Genomic DNA, 20,649 nt, shown 5'->3' on the forward strand with positions numbered 1-20,649 from the left:
ACGCTCGGTTGCATTGCCACGCAACGCGCGTCGGTTTTCTTGTGGAGCTAGCCTATTATCTTAAATAGACGAAAAGGAGAAAAAGATGGCAAACAAAAAAATCCGTATCCGTTTGAAAGCTTACGAACACCGTACGCTTGACACAGCGGCTGCAAAAATCGTAGAATCAGCTACTCGTACAGGTGCACAAGTTGCAGGTCCAATCCCACTTCCAACTGAACGTAGCCTCTACACAATCATTCGTGCGACTCACAAATACAAAGACTCTCGCGAACAATTTGAAATGCGTACACACAAACGTTTGATCGATATCATCAACCCAACTCAAAAAACAGTTGATGCTTTGATGAAATTGGATCTTCCAAGTGGTGTAAACGTAGAAATCAAACTTTAATCTAAAATATAAAAGAGCAGAAGCTAGTGTATCAATTTAATTGAACACGGGCTAAACTCGGTGTGAAAAAGACAAACTTCCTAGTGTCTGTTAGGCACTGCGTCAGTTTCCTATTTTCGCTTTGAGTTTGACGCCCTTTGCATCTTAGACTTGAGCATGAAAAACGCTCGTTAAAAACTTTTTGAATAAAAAATATAGAAAAGGAACTATTTTCTCATGACAAAAGGAATCTTAGGGAAAAAAGTGGGAATGACTCAAATCTTCACTGAAGCTGGCGAATTGATCCCTGTAACAGTTATTGAAGCAACTCCAAACGTTGTTCTTCAAGTTAAAACTGTAGAAACAGACGGATACAACGCTATCCAAGTTGGTTTCGATGACAAACGCGAAGTATTGAGCAACAAACCTGCTAAAGGACATGTAGCGAAAGCTAACACGGCTCCTAAGCGCTTCATTCGTGAATTCAAAAACGTTGAAGGCTTGGAAGTTGGTGCTGAAATCACAGTTGAAACATTCGCGGCTGGAGACGTTGTTGACGTAACTGGTACTTCTAAAGGTAAAGGTTTCCAAGGTGTTATCAAACGCCATGGACAATCACGTGGACCAATGGCTCACGGTTCTCGTTACCACCGTCGTCCTGGTTCTATGGGACCTGTTGCACCTAACCGCGTGTTCAAAGGTAAAAACCTTGCAGGACGTATGGGTGGCGATCGCGTAACAATTCAAAACCTTGAAGTTGTACAAGTTGTTCCAGAAAAGAACGTTATCCTTATCAAAGGTAACGTACCAGGTGCTAAGAAATCTCTTATCACTATCAAGTCAGCAGTTAAAGCTGGTAAATAATAAGGAAAGGGGAATACAGTCAAAATGGCAAATGTAACATTATTCGACCAAACTGGTAAACAAGCTGGCGAAGTTGTTCTTAACGATGCAATCTTTGGTATTGAACCAAACCAATCTGTTGTGTTTGATGTGATCATCAGCCAACGTGCTAGCCTTCGTCAAGGAACTCACGCGGTTAAAAACCGCTCAGCTGTTTCAGGTGGCGGACGCAAACCATGGCGTCAAAAAGGAACTGGACGTGCTCGTCAAGGTTCTATCCGCTCTCCGCAATGGCGTGGTGGTGGAACTGTCTTCGGACCAACTCCACGTAGCTATGCGTACAAACTTCCTCAAAAAGTTCGTCGCCTTGCGCTTAAATCTGTTTACTCAGAAAAAGTTGCTGAAAACAAATTTGTAGCCGTTGATTCTCTTGAATTTACAGCTCCAAAAACTGCTGAATTTGCAAAAGTTCTTGCAGCTTTGAGCATCGATTCTAAAGTCCTTGTTATTCTTGAAGAAGGAAACGAATTCGCAGCTCTTTCAGCTCGTAACCTTCCAAACGTGAAAGTTGCGACTGCTACAACTGCAAGTGTTCTTGACATCGCAAATAGTGACAAACTTCTTGTTACTCAAGCAGCTATCTCTAAAATCGAGGAGGTTCTTGCATAATGAATTTGTATGATGTTATCAAAAAACCTGTTATTACTGAAAGCTCAATGGCTCAACTTGAAGCAGGAAAGTATGTATTTGAAGTTGACACTCGTGCACACAAACTTTTGATTAAGCAAGCTGTTGAAGCTGCTTTTGAAGGTGTTAAGGTTGCAAATGTCAACACAATCAACGTAAAACCTAAAGCTAAACGTGTTGGACGTTACACTGGTTTTACTAACAAAACTAAAAAAGCTATCATCACACTTACAGCTGATTCAAAAGCAATCGAGTTGTTTGCTGCTGAAGCTGAATAATCTAAGGAGGAAATATCGTGGGAATTCGTGTTTATAAACCAACAACAAACGGTCGCCGTAATATGACTTCTTTGGATTTCGCTGAAATCACAACAAGCGCTCCTGAAAAATCGTTGCTTGTTGCTTTGAAGAACAAGGCTGGTCGTAACAACAACGGTCGTATCACTGTTCGTCACCAAGGTGGTGGGCACAAACGTTTCTACCGTTTGGTTGACTTCAAACGTAACAAAGACAACGTTGAAGCAGTTGTTAAAACTATCGAGTACGATCCAAACCGTTCTGCAAACATCGCTCTTGTACACTACACAGACGGTGTGAAAGCATACATCATCGCTCCAAAAGGTCTTGAAGTTGGTCAACGTATCGTTTCAGGCCCAGAAGCAGATATCAAAGTCGGAAATGCTCTTCCACTTGCTAACATTCCAGTTGGTACTTTGATCCACAACATCGAATTGAAACCAGGTCGTGGTGGAGAATTGGTGCGTGCAGCTGGAGCTTCTGCTCAAGTATTGGGTCAAGAAGGTAAATATGTTCTTGTTCGTCTTCAATCTGGCGAAGTACGTATGATTCTTGGAACTTGTCGTGCAACAGTTGGTGTTGTCGGAAATGAACAACATGGGCTTGTAAACCTTGGTAAAGCAGGACGTAGCCGTTGGAAAGGTATCCGCCCAACAGTTCGTGGTTCTGTAATGAACCCTAACGATCACCCACACGGTGGTGGTGAAGGTAAAGCACCAGTTGGTCGTAAAGCGCCATCTACTCCATGGGGCAAACCTGCTCTTGGTCTTAAAACTCGTAACAAGAAAGCGAAATCCGACAAACTTATCGTTCGTCGTCGCAACGAGAAATAATTTAAAACTAGTCGCATAAGCGCTAGATAATCCGCCAGCTCGGTAGCGCTCCATGTGAGCGCAAGCCGCTGTGGTACAACATTTAAAGGAGAAAACATAAAAATGGGACGCAGTCTTAAAAAAGGACCTTTCGTCGATGAGCATTTGATGAAAAAAGTTGAAGCTCAAGCTAACGACGAAAAGAAAAAAGTTATCAAAACTTGGTCACGTCGTTCAACGATCTTCCCAAGTTTCATTGGTTACACTATTGCAGTTTATGACGGACGTAAACACGTACCTGTTTACATCCAAGAAGACATGGTAGGTCACAAACTTGGTGAATTCGCACCGACTCGTACTTACAAAGGTCACGCTGCAGACGACAAGAAAACACGTAGAAAATAAGGAGAACATAAATGGCAGAAATTACTTCAGCTAAAGCAATGGCTCGTACAGTACGTGTTTCACCTCGTAAATCACGTCTTGTTCTTGACAATATTCGTGGTAAAAGCGTAGCCGACGCTATTGCAATCTTGACATTCACTCCAAACAAAGCTGCTGAAATCATCTTGAAAGTTTTGAACTCAGCTGTAGCTAACGCTGAAAACAACTTTGGTTTGGACAAAGCTAACTTGGTAGTATCTGAGGCATTCGCAAACGAAGGACCAACTATGAAACGTTTCCGTCCACGTGCGAAAGGTTCAGCTTCACCAATCAACAAACGTACAGCTCACATCACTGTAGCTGTTGCAGAAAAATAAGGAGGTAACATCGTGGGTCAAAAAGTACATCCAATTGGTATGCGTGTCGGCATCATCCGTGATTGGGATGCCAAATGGTATGCTGAAAAAGAATACGCGGATTACCTTCATGAAGATCTTGCAATCCGTAAATTCGTTCAAAAAGAACTTGCTGACGCAGCAGTTTCAACTATCGAAATCGAACGCGCAGTGAACAAAGTTAACGTTTCACTTCACACTGCTAAACCAGGTATGGTTATCGGTAAAGGTGGCGCTAACGTTGATGCACTCCGTGCAAAACTTAACAAATTGACTGGAAAACAAGTACACATCAACATCATCGAAATCAAACAACCTGATTTGGATGCTCACCTTGTAGGTGAAGGAATTGCTCGTCAATTGGAGCAACGTGTTGCTTTCCGTCGTGCACAAAAACAAGCAATCCAACGCGCAATGCGTGCTGGAGCTAAAGGAATCAAAACTCAAGTATCAGGTCGTTTGAACGGTGCAGATATTGCCCGTGCTGAAGGATACTCAGAAGGAACTGTTCCACTCCACACACTTCGTGCAGATATCGATTACGCTTGGGAAGAAGCAGATACTACATACGGTAAACTTGGTGTTAAAGTATGGATCTACCGTGGTGAAGTTCTTCCAGCTCGTAAAAACACTAAAGGAGGTAAATAACCAATGTTAGTACCTAAACGTGTTAAACACCGTCGTGAATTCCGTGGAAAAATGCGCGGTGAAGCAAAAGGTGGAAAAGAAGTAGCATTCGGTGAATACGGCCTTCAAGCTACAACTAGCCACTGGATTACTAACCGCCAAATCGAAGCTGCTCGTATCGCTATGACTCGTTACATGAAACGTGGTGGTAAAGTTTGGATTAAAATCTTCCCACACAAATCATACACTGCTAAAGCTATCGGTGTGCGTATGGGATCTGGTAAAGGGGCACCTGAAGGTTGGGTTGCACCAGTTAAACGCGGTAAAGTGATGTTCGAAATCGCTGGTGTATCTGAAGAGATTGCACGTGAAGCGCTTCGTCTTGCTAGCCACAAATTGCCAGTTAAAACTAAATTCGTAAAACGTGAAGCAGAATAAGGAGAAGGCATGAAACTTAATGAAGTAAAAGAATTTGTTAAAGAACTTCGTGGTCTTTCTCAAGAAGAACTCGCGAAGCGCGAAAACGAATTGAAAAAAGAATTGTTTGAACTTCGTTTCCAAGCTGCTACTGGTCAATTGGAACAAACAGCTCGCTTGAAAGAAGTTAAAAAACAAATCGCTCGTATCAAAACAGTTCAATCTGAAGCGAAATAATAGACTAGGGAAGGAGAAATTTCAATGGAACGCAATAATCGTAAAGTTCTTGTTGGACGTGTTGTATCTGACAAAATGGACAAGACAATCACAGTTGTAGTTGAAACAAAACGTAACCACCCAGTCTATGGTAAACGTATTAACTACTCTAAGAAATACAAAGCACATGATGAAAACAATGTTGCCAAAGAAGGCGATATCGTACGTATCATGGAAACTCGTCCGCTTTCAGCTACAAAACGTTTCCGTCTTGTAGAAGTTGTTGAAGAAGCGGTTATCATCTAATCAAGCCTGAAAGGAGAAAACTGAAATGATTCAAACAGAAACTCGTTTGAAAGTCGCAGACAACAGCGGTGCACGCGAAATCTTGACTATCAAAGTTCTTGGTGGTTCTAAACGTAAATTTGCGAACATCGGTGATGTCATTGTGGCATCTGTAAAACAAGCTACTCCTGGTGGTGCGGTTAAAAAAGGTGACGTTGTAAAAGCTGTTATCGTTCGTACTAAATCAGGTGCTCGTCGCGCTGATGGTTCATACATCAAGTTTGACGAAAATGCAGCTGTTATCATCCGTGATGACAAAACTCCTCGCGGAACACGTATCTTTGGCCCGGTTGCACGTGAATTACGTGAAGGTGGCTTCATGAAGATCGTGTCACTTGCTCCAGAAGTACTTTAATTTTTAGAAACAAACTAGTCCCCTAGCTTCAAGCTAGGGTGCCCTTGTGGGCGTAAGAAAAATCAAGGAGAAACCTAATGTTTGTAAAAAAAGGCGACAAAGTTCGCGTAATCGCTGGTAAAGATAAGGGAACAGAAGCTGTTGTCCTTACTGCCCTTCCAAAAGTAAACAAAGTTATCGTTGAAGGTGTTAACATCGTTAAGAAACACCAACGTCCAACTAACGAGCTTCCTCAAGGTGGTATCATCGAGAAAGAAGCAGCTATCCACGTATCAAACGTTCAAGTATTGGACAAAAATGGTGTAGCTGGTCGTGTTGGTTACAAATTTGTAGACGGTAAAAAAGTTCGCTACAACAAAAAATCAGGCGAAGTGCTTGATTAATCACGAAGGAAAGGAGAAGTATAATGGCAAATCGTTTAAAAGAAAAATATCTTAATGAAGTAGTTCCTGCTTTGACAGAACAATTCAACTACTCATCAGTGATGGCTGTGCCTAAAGTAGATAAGATCGTTTTGAACATGGGTGTTGGTGAAGCTGTATCAAACGCTAAAAGCCTTGAAAAAGCTGCTGAAGAATTGGCGCTTATCTCAGGTCAAAAACCACTTATCACTAAAGCTAAAAAATCAATCGCCGGCTTCCGTCTTCGTGAAGGTGTAGCGATCGGTGCAAAAGTTACCCTTCGTGGTGAACGTATGTACGAATTCTTGGATAAATTGGTTTCAGTTTCACTTCCACGTGTGCGTGATTTCCACGGTGTTCCAACAAAATCATTTGACGGACGCGGAAATTACACACTTGGTGTGAAAGAACAATTGATTTTCCCAGAAATCAACTTTGATGACGTTGACAAAACTCGTGGTCTTGACATCGTTATCGTAACAACTGCTAATACTGACGAAGAGTCACGTGCATTGCTTACAGGCCTTGGAATGCCTTTTGCAAAATAATATAGGAGGTAAATCTAATGGCTAAAAAATCAATGATTGCTAAGAACAAACGTCCAGCGAAGTTCTCTACTCAAGCTTATACTCGTTGTGAAAAATGTGGTCGTCCACATTCAGTTTACCGCAAATTTAAACTTTGCCGTGTTTGCTTCCGTGAATTAGCTTACAAAGGACAAATTCCTGGTGTAACAAAAGCATCTTGGTAATATCATGATACAAAGAGCGTAACAACCACAGCAAAAATAGGAAATTTGGTGAAGGAGCGATGCTCCAAAACAAATTTATCTTTTTTGCACAGGTTGTAGCTCGTGTTCAAATAAGAGTTCTCTCATTTGAATGTGTCAATACTATCTGAGCCCAGCTCAATCATTAACTAGCAAGTGCAACTTGCAAACTACTAGTAAGAGGAGAAAAACAAAATGGTTATGACTGACCCAATCGCAGACTTCCTAACTCGTATTCGTAACGCTAACCAAGCGAAACACGAAGTACTTGAAGTACCTGCATCAAACATCAAAAAAGGGATTGCTGAAATCCTTAAACGCGAAGGTTTTGTTAAGAACGTAGAAATCATCGAAGATGACAAACAAGGCATCATCCGTGTATTCCTTAAATACGGACCAAACGGTGAAAAAGTTATCACTAACTTGAAACGTGTTTCTAAACCAGGACTTCGTGTCTACAAGAAACGTGAAGATCTTCCAAAAGTTCTTAACGGACTTGGAATTGCTATCCTTTCAACTTCTGAAGGTTTGCTTACTGATAAAGAAGCTCGCCAAAAGAATGTTGGTGGTGAGGTTATCGCTTACGTTTGGTAAAATCAAGATACAAAGCTCGTAAAGAACAAAGCAAAATTAGGAAGTTGGAGAAGTTTGTTTACAAACAAGCCAACTTATCTATTTTGCACAGTTCTTAGAGCGTGTTCAATTTAGCTATTGAACTCAACAAGTATCTTTAACCCCGTGAAAACTGGCCGTCAAGGCCTGACAATTTAACAGGAGAAAATAAACATGTCACGTATTGGTAATAAAGTTATCGTGTTGCCTGCTGGTGTTGAAGTCACTAACAATGACAACGTAGTAACTGTAAAAGGACCTAAAGGAGAACTTACTCGTAAGTTCTCAAAAGATATTGAAATTCGCGTGGAAGGTACTGAAGTAACTCTTCACCGTCCAAACGATTCAAAAGAAATGAAAACTATCCACGGAACTACTCGTGCCCTTTTGAATAACATGGTAATTGGTGTATCAGAAGGATTCAAGAAAGAACTTGAAATGCGTGGGGTTGGTTACCGTGCACAACTTCAAGGATCAAAACTTGTTTTGGCTGTTGGTAAATCTCATCCAGATGAAGTTGAAGCTCCAGAAGGGATTACTTTTGAACTTCCAAACCCAACAACAATCGTTGTTAGCGGAATTTCAAAAGAAGTAGTTGGTCAAACAGCTGCTTACGTACGTAGCCTTCGTTCACCAGAACCTTACAAAGGTAAAGGTATTCGTTACGTTGGAGAGTACGTTCGTCTTAAAGAAGGTAAAACAGGTAAATAATGTTGAGTGGTTGATTTTCAACCATCAACCTATTTTCCAATTTTGTGCATAGCACGCGATTTAAAACTAAAGAGGTGAAAACTGTGATTTCTAAACCAGATAAAAACAAACTCCGTCAAAAACGCCACCGTCGCGTTCGCGGAAAACTCTCTGGAACTGCTGATCGCCCACGTTTGAACGTATTCCGTTCTAATACAGGCATCTACGCTCAAGTGATTGATGACGTAGCGGGTGTAACGCTCGCAAGTGCTTCAACTCTTGACAAAGAAGTTTCAAAAGGAACTAAAACTGAACAAGCCGTTGCTGTCGGTAAACTCGTTGCAGAACGTGCAAACGCTAAAGGTATTTCAGAAGTGGTGTTCGACCGCGGTGGATATCTATATCACGGACGTGTGAAAGCTTTGGCTGATGCTGCTCGTGAAAACGGATTGAAATTCTAATAGGAGGACACTAGAAAATGGCATTTAAAGACAATGCAGTTGAATTAGAAGAACGCGTAGTTGCTGTCAACCGTGTTACAAAAGTTGTTAAAGGTGGACGTCGTCTTCGTTTCGCAGCTCTTGTTGTTGTCGGTGACCACAACGGTCGTGTAGGATTTGGTACTGGTAAAGCTCAAGAAGTTCCAGAAGCAATCCGCAAAGCAGTAGAAGATGCTAAGAAAAACTTGATTGAAGTTCCAATGGTTGGAACAACAATCCCACACGAAGTTCTTTCAGAATTCGGTGGAGCTAAAGTATTGTTGAAACCTGCTGTAGAAGGTTCTGGAGTTGCCGCTGGTGGTGCGGTTCGTGCCGTTGTGGAATTGGCAGGTGTGGCAGATATTACATCTAAATCACTTGGTTCTAACACTCCAATCAACATTGTTCGCGCAACTGTTGAAGGTTTGAAACAATTGAAACGCGCTGAAGAAGTTGCTGCCCTTCGTGGTATTTCAGTTTCTGATTTGGCATAAGAAAGGGGATAAAATGGCTCAAATTAAAATTACTTTGACTAAGTCTCCAATCGGACGCATTCCATCACAACGTAAAACTGTTGTAGCACTTGGACTTGGCAAATTGAACAGCTCTGTTATTAAAGAAGATAACGCTGCTATCCGTGGTATGATCACAGCAGTATCTCACTTGGTAACAGTTGAAGAAGTAAACTAATGATTTTTAGGGGATGTGGCAATACTCATCCCCTAAAACTAGATATAGTCATCTAAGATGACGATGTATAGGCGAGTTGATAAGGGAGACAACCTTTTCTCTCTTATCGGCGCTAGCATTTTACAAAAGAGGAGAAAATAATAATGAAACTTCATGAATTGAAACCTGCAGAAGGTTCTCGTAAAGTACGTAACCGTGTTGGTCGTGGTACTTCATCAGGTAACGGTAAAACATCTGGTCGCGGTCAAAAAGGTCAAAAAGCTCGTAGCGGTGGCGGAGTTCGCCTTGGTTTTGAAGGTGGACAAACTCCATTGTTCCGTCGTCTTCCAAAACGTGGATTCACTAACATCAACGCTAAAGAATACGCAATTGTAAACCTTGACCAATTGAACGTCTTTGAAGATGGTGCTGAAGTGACTCCAGTTGTGCTTATCGAAGCAGGAATTGTGAAAGCTGAAAAATCAGGCGTTAAAATTCTTGGTAACGGTGAATTGACTAAGAAATTGACTGTGAAAGCAGCTAAATTCTCTAAATCAGCTGAGGAAGCTATCACTGCTAAAGGTGGTTCTGTAGAAGTCATCTAAGAGAGGTGACCCATGTTTTTTAAATTATTAAAAGAAGCGCTCAAGGTTAAACAAGTTCGATCAAAAATTCTCTTTACGATTTTTATCATTCTTGTTTTCCGTATTGGGACAAGTATTACTGTTCCAGGTGTGAATGCGAAAAGTTTGGAAGCTCTCAGCGGATTATCTTTCTTGAACATGCTTAGTCTTGTTTCAGGGAATGCCATGAAGAACTTCTCCGTTTTCGCACTCGGAGTAAGTCCGTATATCACTGCTTCCATCGTTGTTCAATTGCTACAAATGGATATTTTACCGAAGTTTGTAGAATGGGGCAAACAAGGAGAAGTAGGACGGAGAAAACTAAACCAAGCTACTCGATATATTGCACTTGTGCTTGCATTCGTTCAATCTATCGGGATTACAGCAGGGTTTAATACTCTATCTGGAGCGAAATTATTAACGACAGATTTAACTCCGCAAGTCTTTGTTACCATTGGGATCATCCTAACAGCAGGTAGTATGATTGTAACTTGGCTTGGGGAACAAATTACAGATAAAGGATATGGTAACGGTGTTTCTATGATCATCTTTGCAGGTATTGTCGCTTCAATTCCTGAGATGATTAAGGGTATCTATGTTGACTACTTTGTCAATATCCCAAGTAGCCGATTGACTTCATCTATTATCTTTGTTGTTATTTTGATTATCGCTGTCTTGTTGATTGTCTACTTTACAACATATGTTCAACAGGCAGAATATAAAATCCCAATCCAATATACAAAAGTTGCTCAAGGAGCCCCATCAAGTTCATACCTCCCTTTGAAGGTAAACCCAGCAGGGGTTATCCCAGTTATCTTTGCAAGTTCCATTACAGCAGCACCTGCAGCCATTCTTCAATTTTTGAGTGCTACAGGTCATGATTGGGCTTGGGTACGTACAGCACAGGAAATGTTATCTACAACATCTCCGACAGGTGTTGCTATGTATGCCTTGTTGATCATTCTCTTTACATTCTTCTATACGTTTGTACAGATCAATCCAGAGAAAGCAGCAGAAAACTTGCAAAAGAGTGGGGCCTACATTCATGGGGTCCGTCCTGGTAAAGGGACAGAAGAATACATGTCGAAACTTCTTCGTCGTCTTGCTACTGTCGGCTCTCTCTTCCTAGGTGTTATTTCTATCTTACCTATCGTAGCTAAAGATGTATTTGGCCTTTCAGAAGTTGTTGCTTTTGGGGGAACAAGTCTACTAATCATTATCTCGACAGGTATTGAAGGAATTAAACAATTGGAAGGGTATCTATTGAAACGTAAGTATGTTGGTTTCTTAGACACAACAGAATAGTTGTAATAGGAAATAAAATTGACTATTGCTCAGAGAGTGGAGTGTAAAAATCGAAGACTTTGTCAGATTTTTATCTCCTCTCTTCTATTTTGTTTTTAAATAGGGGTTGAAATAGATTTCTGCTTCTATTTAAATACAAAATAAGGAGATCCTATCATGAATCTTTTGATTATGGGCTTACCTGGAGCAGGTAAGGGAACGCAAGCAGCTAAAATTGTGGAGAAATTCCATGTTGCACATATCTCAACAGGCGATATGTTCCGTGCTGCAATGGCAAATCAAACTGAAATGGGTGTACTCGCAAAGTCATACATTGACAAAGGTGAGTTGGTCCCAGACGAAGTTACAAATGGTATTGTTAAAGAACGCCTTTCACAGGACGATATCAAAGAAACAGGTTTCTTGTTAGATGGTTACCCACGTACGATTGAACAAGCGCATGCCTTGGACAAAACATTGGCTGAACTTGGTATTGAACTTGAAGGAGTAATCAACATCGAAGTGAATCCAGACTGTCTCTTGGAACGCTTGAGTGGCCGTATCATTCACCGCAAAACAGGTGAAACTTTCCACAAAGTTTTCAATCCACCAGTTGACTACAAAGAAGAGGATTACTACCAACGCGAAGATGATAAACCTGAGACAGTTAAACGTCGTTTGGATGTCAATATCGCACAAGGTGAACCAATCATTGCTCACTACCGTGCCAAAGGTTTGGTCCACGATATCGAAGGAAATCAAGATATCAATGATGTGTTCAAAGACATCAAAAAAGTATTGACAAATTTGAAATAAAGCGTTTTTCACACTTGCAAAAAATCGCTACAAATGTTATACTGAGATAGTCTGACTTATAATTGTTGTCTCTATGTTTAGAGGCATCAAATCGAAATTTATGGAGGTGCTTTTGCGTGGCAAAAGACGATGTGATTGAAGTTGAAGGCAAAGTAGTCGATACAATGCCTAACGCAATGTTTACGGTTGAACTTGAAAATGGACATCAGATTTTAGCAACAGTTTCTGGTAAAATTCGTAAAAACTATATTCGTATTTTAGCGGGAGATCGTGTTACTGTCGAGATGAGTCCATATGACTTGACACGTGGACGTATCACTTACCGCTTTAAATAATCGAAAAACTTGGAGGGATAAGAAATGAAAGTAAGACCATCGGTCAAACCAATTTGCGAATACTGTAAAGTAATTCGTCGTAATGGTCGTGTTATGGTAATTTGCCCAGCAAATCCAAAACACAAACAACGTCAAGGATAAGATAGAAAGGAGAAAACATGGCTCGTATTGCTGGAGTTGACATTCCAAATGACAAACGCGTAGTAATCTCATTGACTTACGTTTATGGTATCGGACTTGCAACATCTAAGAAAATTTTGGCTGCTGCTGGAATCTCAGAAGATGTTCGTGTACGTGACCTTACATCAGATCAAGAAGATGCTATCCGTCGTGAAGTGGATGCAATCAAAGTTGAAGGTGACCTTCGTCGTGAAGTAAACTTGAACATCAAACGTTTGATGGAAATCGGTTCTTACCGTGGTATTCGTCACCGTCGTGGACTTCCTGTCCGTGGACAAAACACTAAAAACAACGCTCGCACTCGTAAAGGTAAAGCTGTTGCGATTGCTGGTAAGAAAAAATAATATAGGAGGTAAAAGTCTTGGCTAAACCAACACGTAAACGTCGTGTGAAAAAGAATATCGAATCTGGTATTGCTCATATTCACGCTACATTTAATAACACTATTGTTATGATTACTGATGTGCATGGTAATGCAATTGCTTGGTCATCAGCTGGTGCTCTTGGTTTCAAAGGTTCTCGTAAATCTACACCATTCGCTGCTCAAATGGCTTCAGAAGCTGCTGCTAAATCTGCACAAGAACACGGTCTTAAATCAGTTGAAGTTACTGTAAAAGGTCCAGGTTCTGGTCGTGAGTCAGCTATTCGTGCGCTTGCTGCCGCTGGTCTTGAAGTAACAGCAATTCGTGATGTGACTCCAGTGCCACACAATGGTGCTCGTCCTCCAAAACGTCGCCGTGTATAATCATCGCATTACACTGCTTTTCGTTTAAGAGGGAGTAACTAAATGATTGAGTTTGAAAAACCAAATATAACAAAAATTGATGAAAATAAAGATTATGGCAAGTTTGTAATCGAACCACTTGAACGTGGCTACGGGACAACTCTTGGTAACTCTCTTCGTCGTGTACTACTAGCTTCTCTACCAGGAGCAGCAGTGACATCTATCAATATTGAAGGTGTCTTGCATGAGTTCGACACAGTTCCAGGTGTTCGTGAAGACGTGATGCAAATCATTCTGAACATTAAAGGGATTGCAGTGAAATCATACGTTGAAGACGAAAAAATCATTGAACTTGACGTTGAAGGTCCTGCTGAAATTACAGCTGGAGATATTTTGACTGACAGTGATATTGAGATTGTAAATCCAGATCATTATCTCTTTACAATCGGTGAAGGTTCTTCCCTAAAAGCGACAATGACTGTTAACAGTGGTCGTGGATATGTACCTGCTGATGAAAACAAAAAAGATAATGCACCAGTTGGAACACTTGCTGTAGATTCTATTTATACACCAGTTACAAAAGTCAACTATCAAGTTGAACCTGCTCGTGTAGGTAGCAATGATGGATTTGACAAATTAACCCTTGAAATCTTGACTAATGGAACAATTATTCCAGAAGATGCTTTAGGGCTTTCAGCACGTATCTTGACAGAACATCTTGATTTGTTTACAAATCTTACTGAGATTGCTAAGTCAACTGAAGTGATGAAAGAAGCTGATACTGAATCTGACGATCGTATTTTGGATCGGACGATTGAGGAACTGGACTTGTCTGTGCGTTCATACAACTGTTTGAAACGTGCCGGTATCAATACTGTGCATGATTTGACAGAAAAATCTGAAGCAGAGATGATGAAAGTACGAAATCTTGGACGCAAGAGTTTGGAAGAAGTGAAACTCAAACTCATTGACTTGGGTCTTGGATTAAAAGATAAATAAAGGAGGAATACATGGCTTACCGTAAACTAGGACGCACTAGCTCACAACGTAAAGCAATGCTTCGCGATTTGACAACTGACCTTTTGATCAACGAATCAATCGTGACAACTGAAGCTCGTGCTAAAGAAATCCGTAAAACTGTTGAAAAAATGATTACTCTAGGTAAACGTGGTGATTTGCATGCACGTCGTCAAGCAGCAGCTTTCGTACGTAATGAAATCGCATCTGAAAACTATGATGAAGCAACTGATAAGTACACTTCTACTACAGCACTTCAAAAATTGTTCTCAGAAATCGCACCTCGTTATGCTGAACGTAACGGTGGATACACTCGTATCCTTAAAACTGAACCACGTCGTGGGGATGCTGCGCCAATGGCGATCATCGAATTAGTATAAAATCATCAATTTTGTTGAGTGTTATGATGATGGAGTCTTGTGCTCTTAGTCTAGCTCTGGTCTACCGCTGGGACTTCGGTCCTAGCGGGAACACTCATCATCATTTGATAGGGTAGACGCTTGTTTACGAAATTGTTTTTTTCTTAAGAACAACTTCGTAAGCAGGCGTTTTTTTATTATTCTTATTATATAGAAATAATTTGAAAATTAAACTTTTTGACTTGTCTTAATTAAATAAATGTGCTACGATGTAGTTAGGGCTGTATTTATCAAGATTTCACACTTGTATAAGTATGTAACACAACCAATGATTGAAAGTGTCCAGTGTGTAAGAAAGCGTTAGCTTGTTTCAGCTAACAAACACCATGAGGAACTCTCGTTTGTTGGGATTTTCTTTTGGGCTTCGTTAAATCAAGGTCCTAGAGGGAATGGTATAACTTCCATACAGAAATGAATTTCGTCCGGAAGGTGAAATAATTTTAGAAAAGGAGAGGCAATGAAGAAAAAAGGCAGTCTATTTTTAGTTCTAATTCTGCTTATGAACACAATTTTACAAGGAGTGAGTGGTGCTTCTATTGCTTTTGCACAAGGACAGACCAGCCCGTCTTCTGCTCTAGTGAGTAACCCTGCTGAAACTACCAAAAAAGAAGACTCGGACAGCACGAATAGTGAAAAACAGGACAGTTCTAGTAGTTCTTCTAGTCAAGAAAGTAGCAATTCAACGAGTCAAACAACCTCAGCTGCGACTAGATCAGAAGATGATGACGATGCATTGCCACCGGGCCCTCCTCCTACACCGACGGCAACAGTTCCAACTGTCACGATAAAGCCAAATACAAAGACAGCTTATCGTACAGATGAACAGATTACCACTTATGTGGATATTGATGGAACTAGTTTAACCTCAGATTTAGAAGGACCTTATCTAGATATTGAAATGCCAACCACTCTATATCCGGGCGGTAAGGTGCTAAACACAGATGCTTATCTAGATAACTTTACGGTTCCGACCGAAGGTATCCCTCTAATCAAAAGCGCAGAAAAAATAGTGGAAAATGGGAAGACGATTTATCGTATTCGTTTCAATTCCATTACATCAACAACCAAGATTAGCATACCTTATGTTTTTAGCTTTACAAACGGGTTAGTTCCAAAAGACTATAAGCTACAACCAAAGGTTACTCTTAAGGATAAGAATGGCACAGTTTTATATACAGGCGATGATAAGGAGTATACTCCAACTTATCCAAATATGAACCTAACAAAGGTAGTTGCTACTAGTAGCGAAGATGGTCAGCTTCTCTACGGAGGAACAGCTAAGACAGAAGATCCGACTAGAATTTCTGAAACCGGTGCAGAGCCTATACCGTTCAGTTTCACATATCAAGTACAGGCAAATTCAGGTCAGCAGCGGATGATGAAAAAAGTCGTCATCAAGGATACGCTACCGACTTATACGAATAGTCAGGGTCAAAAGGTTACTGCTAAATTTGACCAAGCCCTTAATCCTGGCTGGACTTATGATAGTAGCACTGGCACAGTGACCTATACAAAGGAATTCTTAGAAAGTGAATTTGATACGGACTTCCGTCACAATATTGACGTCAGTAAGGCTATGTTGTACCTATCTTTCCCTGATGCTAAGTATAAAGACGGCAACAACAAACCTAATTTTACAAATCAGGCAGAAATCACTGCAACTCCTTTTAATCCGTCAGCAAATGAAGAATATAAAAATAGTGACGATATAACTTTTAATCTCATTGCAGATGATTTCAGTGGGACGGGGCTTCTTTCCAAGAGGACAGAACACCAGACGGTGCAACACGATGTAGCTGGACTTTACGCACAGCGACTAGACTATACAGTCAAGGTAGAAAACAAGCTATCAAAACCAATGCAAGAGATTACTCTGGTTGAAGATGCCAGCAAGTTTGACTCAAGACTGTATTTCACTAGTGTTGATTCTTTCTTTGAAAGACAAGGCTCAAATAGTAAACCTATCAATGATAAGATGGAAATACGTGCCTATAAGAGCGATGGAACTTATGACACTTTTGCTCCGGGGGATCAAATTAATAAGGATGCACAAGACGAACTAAATACTGCGGCTGAAAAGATCCGAAATGGTGAGTTAACGGAAGCAGACGCGCCGGCCGTCACTCCAAAATATACTAAAATAACCATCCACTTTATTAAGGGCTATGAATTACCAGTTGGAAAGTACATTGATGGTTTCGTCTATATGGCTTTTAAAGACCCTTATCATGTTCCTTATTCTGCTGCAAAGGATATAAAAAATGTGGTCGGTCTTGAAGCTAAAGTGAAAAACTCTCAAAATCAAGATGTTCCAATTAATATATCCGATGAATGGAGCAAACAGTTTGTACCATTTGTTGAAAAGATTGGTCTATCAAAGTCTACAGATGGACAAACTTCAGGCGTTGAAGGAGAATCACTTTTCTTCCTCTTAGGGTTACAACTTGGACAACTTTCCAAAGCCCGCTATCTAAAGAATCCAACGCTTGTTGATCTTCTTCCTAAAGGGGTTAGTATTGCACCAGGTGTAGACAAAACAAAAGCGGAAGATATGCTCGAAGCAATTGGGCTAGCAAATCTGGACATGATTGATAAATTTTCAGTCATTGAAAACTACAATGGTAGTGGTCGGACAGCGATCAAAATCAAATTAAAATCAGGTCTGGTAAAAGACTTAAATAACGGGACAGGTTATGCTTTCAAACTAAAGGGATTAAAAATCAATAGTGACATTATCCCAAGTAAAGCAGAGACCCCAACTTTCAATAACACGAATGAACTTTATTTCTACCAAGACAATGGCCAACCGTTCCCGGATGCCATTCATTCCGATTCAAATCAGATTGTGGATGACGAAAGAGATATCAATATAAACGGCGACACTACGGACAAGGTCGTAAAGGCTACTTCAAAGGTTATAGGGAATGTAACAGAGAGTCTGCAGAGTGTCAAGACGATCCGTAGCACGGAGCCGCTGGTGGAAGGTGGACCTCAATATTATGGTCGAGACTTCAGTAAAGACGGTATTGAAACAGAGTACGGTGGGTTAACTTCCACTTCGGGACATTTCCAATATGACCTGCAAGTGCGAAATTACTACGATAGTGATCTGACAAGAGTAGAAATCTACGATGTTCTTCCTCATGTTGGAGACAGCGGTCGAACGACAGCGGGTGGTGCTGAATCTGCCTTTTCAAACACCTTGACAGGCCCAATCACTGTGAAAGTCGGTGATGAAGATAAGACAGCGGATTTTGATATTTACTATCGAACGGATAAATATCCGACCATGAATGCTGACACAGAGGTAAATAGTTCAAATTGGACAAAGAACCCAAGCGACTACAAAGATGTAACAGCGATCAAGATTGTTTCTAAACCAACAACGGTCATTCATAAATACACCATTTTGCATGCAATCATGAATATGAAAGCTCCGGCTTATGACAAGGATAATAATATTGGTGGCAAGACGGCTGTTAATACTTTCCAAGTAAAATATAATACCGATCCAAAATTCGGTGAATCTAATGTAGTTACCAATAAAGTCAACAAGCGGATTACCATTCCGGTTGAGAAGAAGTGGCGTGACTCTGAAACAACACATTCTAAAATAACGGCACAGCTCTACGCGACTTGGAAGGAAGACGGTGTTGCAAAAGAAGAGCTTAAAGAAGAAAAAGAGCTCTCTGACAGCAATAACTGGAAAGACACCTTTAGTCCGATACCAGATGAGGAATCTGCTGCGAAACTATTACAAAAAGCCGCAGCGGAGAAGAAAATCACCGACTTTAAGTACGTGGTCAGAGAAAAGGAGATTCCACCTGAATACGATGCCGATTATAGCGGTGACGCTCAAAATGGATTTGTCATCACCAACACGAGGTATCCGTCAATTAAGATCCAGAAACTCTGGTATGACAAGGACGGCAATCCGATTGCGAATGACCAGCTACCGAAGAAACTAGAGGTTAAGTTGTACCGGACAACGGACGGACAAACTCAAAATGGAGAGCTTGTTGAGACAATTCAGTTGGAACGAAATGCGACAGCTCCATATCTATGGGAAGCTACAAAACGCTACCCACCTAAGGATAAGACCACCGGTAAGTACTACACCTACTACATCGAGGAGGTTGTTCCAAAGTATTATTTGGAAATCAGTAATGCCTCTGAAAAGAAAGTTACCTTTACAGATACAAATATCAGTGAAACGGCAACCCTGACGGTGAAAAACAAGGTGAATCCGACTTATCCAAACACAGGTGGCTCAGGTATCCTACCATATATTTTGATGGGAGCTTTAACATTAACATTGGCAGTAATTTTACATTATATGCAAAAAAATAGAAAGGCTTTTTAGGAGGCAAAACAATGAAAAACGTAAAACGATATTTCCTCTCGTTCTTAGCAGCTCTTAGTATCGTGCTTTTAGCATTTGGAGCAGTTAAAGCTTTTGCGCAAGACAACGCACCTGGCGAAAACGATACCTACGATGTTGTTTTGACAAAGGTTAAACTGTCAGACTTGACAGGTTGGCCAAAACAAACTGGTGTAAACAATGAAGATTACACTGGTCAAAAATTGAATGTGACAGACTATTTTGGTTCTGGAGCTAAAACATTGGCAAATGTTTGGTTTGATGTCTACAAAGACACTCCAACAGGTACTCCTGTAGCTGGAGCAGCAACAGGAGCTGATGGTACTGTTACATTTACTGGTCTCAAAGCTGGTAAATACTATATCGTTGAAAACAAAGCAAAATCAACACTTACTTCAGATGAACAATTGGCTAACTCAGCTGCTGTTCCTGTGGAAATCAATCTTCCAGTCTTTAAGGCTACAGGTGGATGGTACACAACTGGTACTGACGCTGTTCATGTTTATCCCAAAAATACCGTTGACAAACCAAGTATTGACAAAGTAGTTAGCGAAGATGCTAAACACGATACTGCTCTTGTTGGTGAAACAAAGACCTTCAATGTCACTTCTACAATGCCAGAAGGTATTAAAGACTATAAAGTTTTAAAATTCACCGATAAGTTCTCAGCAGGTCTGACTTACACAGGCAACCTTGTTGTTAAAAATGGTGGCACTGTTGTAAATCCTTCTAACTATTCAACTACTGGTACAGCTGCAGTTGGTACAAAAGGAGCAGCAATTAGCATTGCTTTCAATGAAGATTACATCAAAACATTAAATCCAAAAGATGTTATCACTATTACTTATGACGCAGTCATCAATGAAGAAGCGGTTATGGGTGCAGCCAACCCCAATGATGTTAAGTTGACTTATGGTACTAACCCAGATTCAACAAAAGAAGTTAAACCTAATGAAACTCCAGAACTCCACACTGGTGGTGCTAAGTTTGAAAAAATTGACAAAGCGACATCAGCTAAACTTGCAGGGGCTAAGTTTGTTGTTACAAATGAAGCTGGTGACAAGTATTTGAAACAAACAGCTGCATCAGGAACAACTCCTGCTAAAAATGAGTGGGTTGCTAATAAAGCAGATGCAACTGTCTTCACTTCAGCAGCTGATGGTACTTTTGAAGTTAAGGGGCTTCCTTATGGTGTAAAAGGAAATGACAACGCCACTGGTGAAACTAAGTACAAATTGGTCGAAGTTGAAGCACCAACAGGTTACGCTTTGTTGCAACAACCAGTTGAGTTCACTATCTCATCAACAACTTACACAGGTGGAATTAACCAAGTTAACAACAACAAGGTAACAATTCCACAAACAGGTGGTATCGGTTCTGCTCTCGTGATTGCAGCGGGTGTCTTGGTTGTTGGTTTAGGTTTCATTGCGAAACGTCGTTCAGCTAAGTAATAAAATGAAGAAGTAAGGACAATCCTTACCTCTTCACTAGGGTATTTAA

31 protein-coding genes are annotated in these 20,649 nt (G+C 40.6%); all 31 read left to right on the plus strand.

From position 1 onward, the window contains the following. Window positions 1–85: 85 nt before the first annotated feature. The 31 genes from rpsJ to B7725_RS04985 all read left to right on the plus strand — a co-directional run bounded on the left by rpsJ (window position 86) and on the right by B7725_RS04985 (window position 20,600). On the plus strand, window positions 86–394 hold the full coding sequence (rpsJ, locus tag B7725_RS04835) for a 30S ribosomal protein S10 (RefSeq protein WP_003009585.1): 309 nt from the start codon (window positions 86–88) through the stop codon (window positions 392–394). 216 nt (window positions 395–610) lie between these two features. Further along, window positions 611–1,237, plus strand: coding sequence for a 50S ribosomal protein L3 (rplC, locus tag B7725_RS04840; RefSeq protein WP_000160197.1), 627 nt, complete (start codon window positions 611–613; stop codon window positions 1,235–1,237). A 24-nt stretch (window positions 1,238–1,261) separates the two neighbouring features. Then, window positions 1,262–1,885, plus strand: coding sequence for a 50S ribosomal protein L4 (gene rplD / locus B7725_RS04845; RefSeq protein WP_000024550.1), 624 nt, complete (start codon window positions 1,262–1,264; stop codon window positions 1,883–1,885). Further along, window positions 1,885–2,181, plus strand: coding sequence for a 50S ribosomal protein L23 (locus B7725_RS04850; RefSeq protein WP_001055347.1), 297 nt, complete (start codon window positions 1,885–1,887; stop codon window positions 2,179–2,181). The genes rplD and B7725_RS04850 overlap by 1 nt, the downstream gene beginning before the upstream one ends. 17 nt (window positions 2,182–2,198) lie before the next feature. Next, window positions 2,199–3,032, plus strand: coding sequence for a 50S ribosomal protein L2 (gene rplB, locus B7725_RS04855; RefSeq protein WP_000512901.1), 834 nt, complete (start codon window positions 2,199–2,201; stop codon window positions 3,030–3,032). A gap of 102 nt (window positions 3,033–3,134) precedes the next feature. Further along, the gene (rpsS, locus tag B7725_RS04860) at window positions 3,135–3,416 is read left to right on the plus strand and encodes a 30S ribosomal protein S19 (protein ID WP_000533766.1); all 282 of its coding nucleotides are present in this window, start codon (window positions 3,135–3,137) and stop codon (window positions 3,414–3,416) included. Window positions 3,417–3,427: 11 nt separating this feature from the next. Then, on the plus strand, window positions 3,428–3,772 hold the full coding sequence (gene rplV, locus B7725_RS04865) for a 50S ribosomal protein L22 (RefSeq protein ID WP_000818137.1): 345 nt from the start codon (window positions 3,428–3,430) through the stop codon (window positions 3,770–3,772). Window positions 3,773–3,784: 12 nt separating this feature from the next. Continuing rightward, window positions 3,785–4,438 (plus strand): 30S ribosomal protein S3, encoded by a 654-nt coding sequence (gene rpsC, locus B7725_RS04870; RefSeq protein ID WP_000529936.1) that lies wholly within the window; start codon window positions 3,785–3,787, stop codon window positions 4,436–4,438. 3 nt (window positions 4,439–4,441) lie between these two features. Further along, window positions 4,442–4,855, plus strand: a complete 414-nt coding sequence (rplP, locus tag B7725_RS04875; RefSeq protein WP_000960947.1) for a 50S ribosomal protein L16 — start codon at window positions 4,442–4,444, stop codon at window positions 4,853–4,855. A 9-nt stretch (window positions 4,856–4,864) separates the two neighbouring features. Further along, window positions 4,865–5,071 (plus strand): 50S ribosomal protein L29, encoded by a 207-nt coding sequence (gene rpmC / locus B7725_RS04880; RefSeq protein ID WP_000772918.1) that lies wholly within the window; start codon window positions 4,865–4,867, stop codon window positions 5,069–5,071. Window positions 5,072–5,095: 24 nt separating this feature from the next. Continuing rightward, window positions 5,096–5,356: a 30S ribosomal protein S17 gene (gene rpsQ, locus B7725_RS04885; RefSeq protein ID WP_000440801.1), complete on the plus strand. Its 261-nt coding sequence runs from the start codon at window positions 5,096–5,098 to the stop codon at window positions 5,354–5,356. A gap of 25 nt (window positions 5,357–5,381) precedes the next feature. Next, complete coding sequence (gene rplN / locus B7725_RS04890) at window positions 5,382–5,750, plus strand: 50S ribosomal protein L14 (protein ID WP_000616547.1); 369 nt, start codon at window positions 5,382–5,384, stop codon at window positions 5,748–5,750. A gap of 77 nt (window positions 5,751–5,827) precedes the next feature. Further along, complete coding sequence (rplX, locus tag B7725_RS04895; protein ID WP_000497691.1) at window positions 5,828–6,133, plus strand: 50S ribosomal protein L24; 306 nt, start codon at window positions 5,828–5,830, stop codon at window positions 6,131–6,133. A gap of 23 nt (window positions 6,134–6,156) precedes the next feature. Beyond that, window positions 6,157–6,699: a 50S ribosomal protein L5 gene (rplE, locus tag B7725_RS04900; protein ID WP_000013542.1), complete on the plus strand. Its 543-nt coding sequence runs from the start codon at window positions 6,157–6,159 to the stop codon at window positions 6,697–6,699. Window positions 6,700–6,716: 17 nt separating this feature from the next. After that, on the plus strand, window positions 6,717–6,902 hold the full coding sequence (locus B7725_RS04905; protein WP_001085697.1) for a type Z 30S ribosomal protein S14: 186 nt from the start codon (window positions 6,717–6,719) through the stop codon (window positions 6,900–6,902). A 213-nt stretch (window positions 6,903–7,115) separates the two neighbouring features. Continuing rightward, the gene (rpsH, locus tag B7725_RS04910) at window positions 7,116–7,514 is read left to right on the plus strand and encodes a 30S ribosomal protein S8 (RefSeq protein WP_000245504.1); all 399 of its coding nucleotides are present in this window, start codon (window positions 7,116–7,118) and stop codon (window positions 7,512–7,514) included. 192 nt (window positions 7,515–7,706) lie between these two features. After that, a complete protein-coding gene (gene rplF / locus B7725_RS04915) occupies window positions 7,707–8,243 on the plus strand; it encodes a 50S ribosomal protein L6 (RefSeq protein ID WP_000086642.1) in 537 nt (178 codons plus the stop codon). A gap of 83 nt (window positions 8,244–8,326) precedes the next feature. Then, a complete protein-coding gene (gene rplR, locus B7725_RS04920) occupies window positions 8,327–8,683 on the plus strand; it encodes a 50S ribosomal protein L18 (RefSeq protein ID WP_000624044.1) in 357 nt (118 codons plus the stop codon). Window positions 8,684–8,700: 17 nt separating this feature from the next. After that, window positions 8,701–9,195: a 30S ribosomal protein S5 gene (gene rpsE, locus B7725_RS04925; protein ID WP_000874204.1), complete on the plus strand. Its 495-nt coding sequence runs from the start codon at window positions 8,701–8,703 to the stop codon at window positions 9,193–9,195. A gap of 13 nt (window positions 9,196–9,208) precedes the next feature. Further along, complete coding sequence (gene rpmD, locus B7725_RS04930; protein ID WP_000057241.1) at window positions 9,209–9,391, plus strand: 50S ribosomal protein L30; 183 nt, start codon at window positions 9,209–9,211, stop codon at window positions 9,389–9,391. A 143-nt stretch (window positions 9,392–9,534) separates the two neighbouring features. After that, entirely contained in the window at window positions 9,535–9,975 is a 441-nt protein-coding gene (rplO, locus tag B7725_RS04935) for a 50S ribosomal protein L15 (protein WP_000766089.1), read from the plus strand. Window positions 9,976–9,987: 12 nt separating this feature from the next. After that, a complete protein-coding gene (gene secY / locus B7725_RS04940) occupies window positions 9,988–11,298 on the plus strand; it encodes a preprotein translocase subunit SecY (RefSeq protein WP_000465390.1) in 1,311 nt (436 codons plus the stop codon). Between the two features lie 156 nt (window positions 11,299–11,454). Continuing rightward, window positions 11,455–12,093 carry an adenylate kinase gene (locus B7725_RS04945; protein ID WP_084874875.1) on the plus strand — a complete coding sequence of 213 codons (639 nt, stop codon included), beginning with the start codon at window positions 11,455–11,457 and terminating at the stop codon, window positions 12,091–12,093. A gap of 116 nt (window positions 12,094–12,209) precedes the next feature. Next, window positions 12,210–12,428: a translation initiation factor IF-1 gene (gene infA / locus B7725_RS04950; protein ID WP_001029883.1), complete on the plus strand. Its 219-nt coding sequence runs from the start codon at window positions 12,210–12,212 to the stop codon at window positions 12,426–12,428. A gap of 24 nt (window positions 12,429–12,452) precedes the next feature. Then, window positions 12,453–12,569 (plus strand): 50S ribosomal protein L36, encoded by a 117-nt coding sequence (gene rpmJ / locus B7725_RS04955; RefSeq protein WP_001808836.1) that lies wholly within the window; start codon window positions 12,453–12,455, stop codon window positions 12,567–12,569. A 17-nt stretch (window positions 12,570–12,586) separates the two neighbouring features. Then, entirely contained in the window at window positions 12,587–12,952 is a 366-nt protein-coding gene (gene rpsM, locus B7725_RS04960) for a 30S ribosomal protein S13 (RefSeq protein WP_000090781.1), read from the plus strand. Window positions 12,953–12,969: 17 nt separating this feature from the next. Then, window positions 12,970–13,353 (plus strand): 30S ribosomal protein S11, encoded by a 384-nt coding sequence (rpsK, locus tag B7725_RS04965; protein ID WP_001118385.1) that lies wholly within the window; start codon window positions 12,970–12,972, stop codon window positions 13,351–13,353. 42 nt (window positions 13,354–13,395) lie between these two features. Continuing rightward, on the plus strand, window positions 13,396–14,331 hold the full coding sequence (locus tag B7725_RS04970) for a DNA-directed RNA polymerase subunit alpha (RefSeq protein WP_000568993.1): 936 nt from the start codon (window positions 13,396–13,398) through the stop codon (window positions 14,329–14,331). Between the two features lie 11 nt (window positions 14,332–14,342). Further along, the gene (rplQ, locus tag B7725_RS04975; RefSeq protein ID WP_000331493.1) at window positions 14,343–14,729 is read left to right on the plus strand and encodes a 50S ribosomal protein L17; all 387 of its coding nucleotides are present in this window, start codon (window positions 14,343–14,345) and stop codon (window positions 14,727–14,729) included. A 496-nt stretch (window positions 14,730–15,225) separates the two neighbouring features. Next, window positions 15,226–19,131: a Cna B-type domain-containing protein gene (locus tag B7725_RS04980; RefSeq protein ID WP_084874877.1), complete on the plus strand. Its 3,906-nt coding sequence runs from the start codon at window positions 15,226–15,228 to the stop codon at window positions 19,129–19,131. Between the two features lie 11 nt (window positions 19,132–19,142). Then, on the plus strand, window positions 19,143–20,600 hold the full coding sequence (locus B7725_RS04985) for a SpaH/EbpB family LPXTG-anchored major pilin (RefSeq protein WP_084874879.1): 1,458 nt from the start codon (window positions 19,143–19,145) through the stop codon (window positions 20,598–20,600). Window positions 20,601–20,649 lie beyond the last annotated feature (49 nt).

Source organism: Streptococcus oralis subsp. tigurinus (assembly GCF_002096275.1).
Classification (GTDB): Bacteria; Bacillota; Bacilli; order Lactobacillales; family Streptococcaceae; genus Streptococcus; species Streptococcus oralis_CN.

Bases quoted from the DNA above. Each gene is read 5' to 3' on its own strand.
- rpsQ (WP_000440801.1), top strand. From the start codon at position 5,096: ATGGAACGCAATAATCGTAAAGTTCTTGTTGGACGTGTTGTATCTGAC.
- rpsH (WP_000245504.1), top strand. From the start codon at position 7,116: ATGGTTATGACTGACCCAATCGCAGACTTCCTAACTCGTATTCGTAAC.
- B7725_RS04985 (WP_084874879.1), top strand. From the start codon at position 19,143: ATGAAAAACGTAAAACGATATTTCCTCTCGTTCTTAGCAGCTCTTAGT.
- rpsM (WP_000090781.1), top strand. From the start codon at position 12,587: ATGGCTCGTATTGCTGGAGTTGACATTCCAAATGACAAACGCGTAGTA.
- secY (WP_000465390.1), top strand. From the start codon at position 9,988: ATGTTTTTTAAATTATTAAAAGAAGCGCTCAAGGTTAAACAAGTTCGA.
- rplF (WP_000086642.1), top strand. From the start codon at position 7,707: ATGTCACGTATTGGTAATAAAGTTATCGTGTTGCCTGCTGGTGTTGAA.
- rpmD (WP_000057241.1), top strand. From the start codon at position 9,209: ATGGCTCAAATTAAAATTACTTTGACTAAGTCTCCAATCGGACGCATT.
- rpsS (WP_000533766.1), top strand. From the start codon at position 3,135: ATGGGACGCAGTCTTAAAAAAGGACCTTTCGTCGATGAGCATTTGATG.
- rplV (WP_000818137.1), top strand. From the start codon at position 3,428: ATGGCAGAAATTACTTCAGCTAAAGCAATGGCTCGTACAGTACGTGTT.
- rpmJ (WP_001808836.1), top strand. From the start codon at position 12,453: ATGAAAGTAAGACCATCGGTCAAACCAATTTGCGAATACTGTAAAGTA.
- rplN (WP_000616547.1), top strand. From the start codon at position 5,382: ATGATTCAAACAGAAACTCGTTTGAAAGTCGCAGACAACAGCGGTGCA.
- rplO (WP_000766089.1), top strand. From the start codon at position 9,535: ATGAAACTTCATGAATTGAAACCTGCAGAAGGTTCTCGTAAAGTACGT.
- B7725_RS04905 (WP_001085697.1), top strand. From the start codon at position 6,717: ATGGCTAAAAAATCAATGATTGCTAAGAACAAACGTCCAGCGAAGTTC.
- B7725_RS04850 (WP_001055347.1), top strand. From the start codon at position 1,885: ATGAATTTGTATGATGTTATCAAAAAACCTGTTATTACTGAAAGCTCA.
- B7725_RS04970 (WP_000568993.1), top strand. From the start codon at position 13,396: ATGATTGAGTTTGAAAAACCAAATATAACAAAAATTGATGAAAATAAA.
- B7725_RS04945 (WP_084874875.1), top strand. From the start codon at position 11,455: ATGAATCTTTTGATTATGGGCTTACCTGGAGCAGGTAAGGGAACGCAA.
- rplX (WP_000497691.1), top strand. From the start codon at position 5,828: ATGTTTGTAAAAAAAGGCGACAAAGTTCGCGTAATCGCTGGTAAAGAT.
- rplC (WP_000160197.1), top strand. From the start codon at position 611: ATGACAAAAGGAATCTTAGGGAAAAAAGTGGGAATGACTCAAATCTTC.
- rplE (WP_000013542.1), top strand. From the start codon at position 6,157: ATGGCAAATCGTTTAAAAGAAAAATATCTTAATGAAGTAGTTCCTGCT.
- B7725_RS04980 (WP_084874877.1), top strand. From the start codon at position 15,226: ATGAAGAAAAAAGGCAGTCTATTTTTAGTTCTAATTCTGCTTATGAAC.
- rpsJ (WP_003009585.1), top strand. From the start codon at position 86: ATGGCAAACAAAAAAATCCGTATCCGTTTGAAAGCTTACGAACACCGT.
- rplP (WP_000960947.1), top strand. From the start codon at position 4,442: ATGTTAGTACCTAAACGTGTTAAACACCGTCGTGAATTCCGTGGAAAA.
- rplD (WP_000024550.1), top strand. From the start codon at position 1,262: ATGGCAAATGTAACATTATTCGACCAAACTGGTAAACAAGCTGGCGAA.
- rplQ (WP_000331493.1), top strand. From the start codon at position 14,343: ATGGCTTACCGTAAACTAGGACGCACTAGCTCACAACGTAAAGCAATG.
- rpsE (WP_000874204.1), top strand. From the start codon at position 8,701: ATGGCATTTAAAGACAATGCAGTTGAATTAGAAGAACGCGTAGTTGCT.
- rpmC (WP_000772918.1), top strand. From the start codon at position 4,865: ATGAAACTTAATGAAGTAAAAGAATTTGTTAAAGAACTTCGTGGTCTT.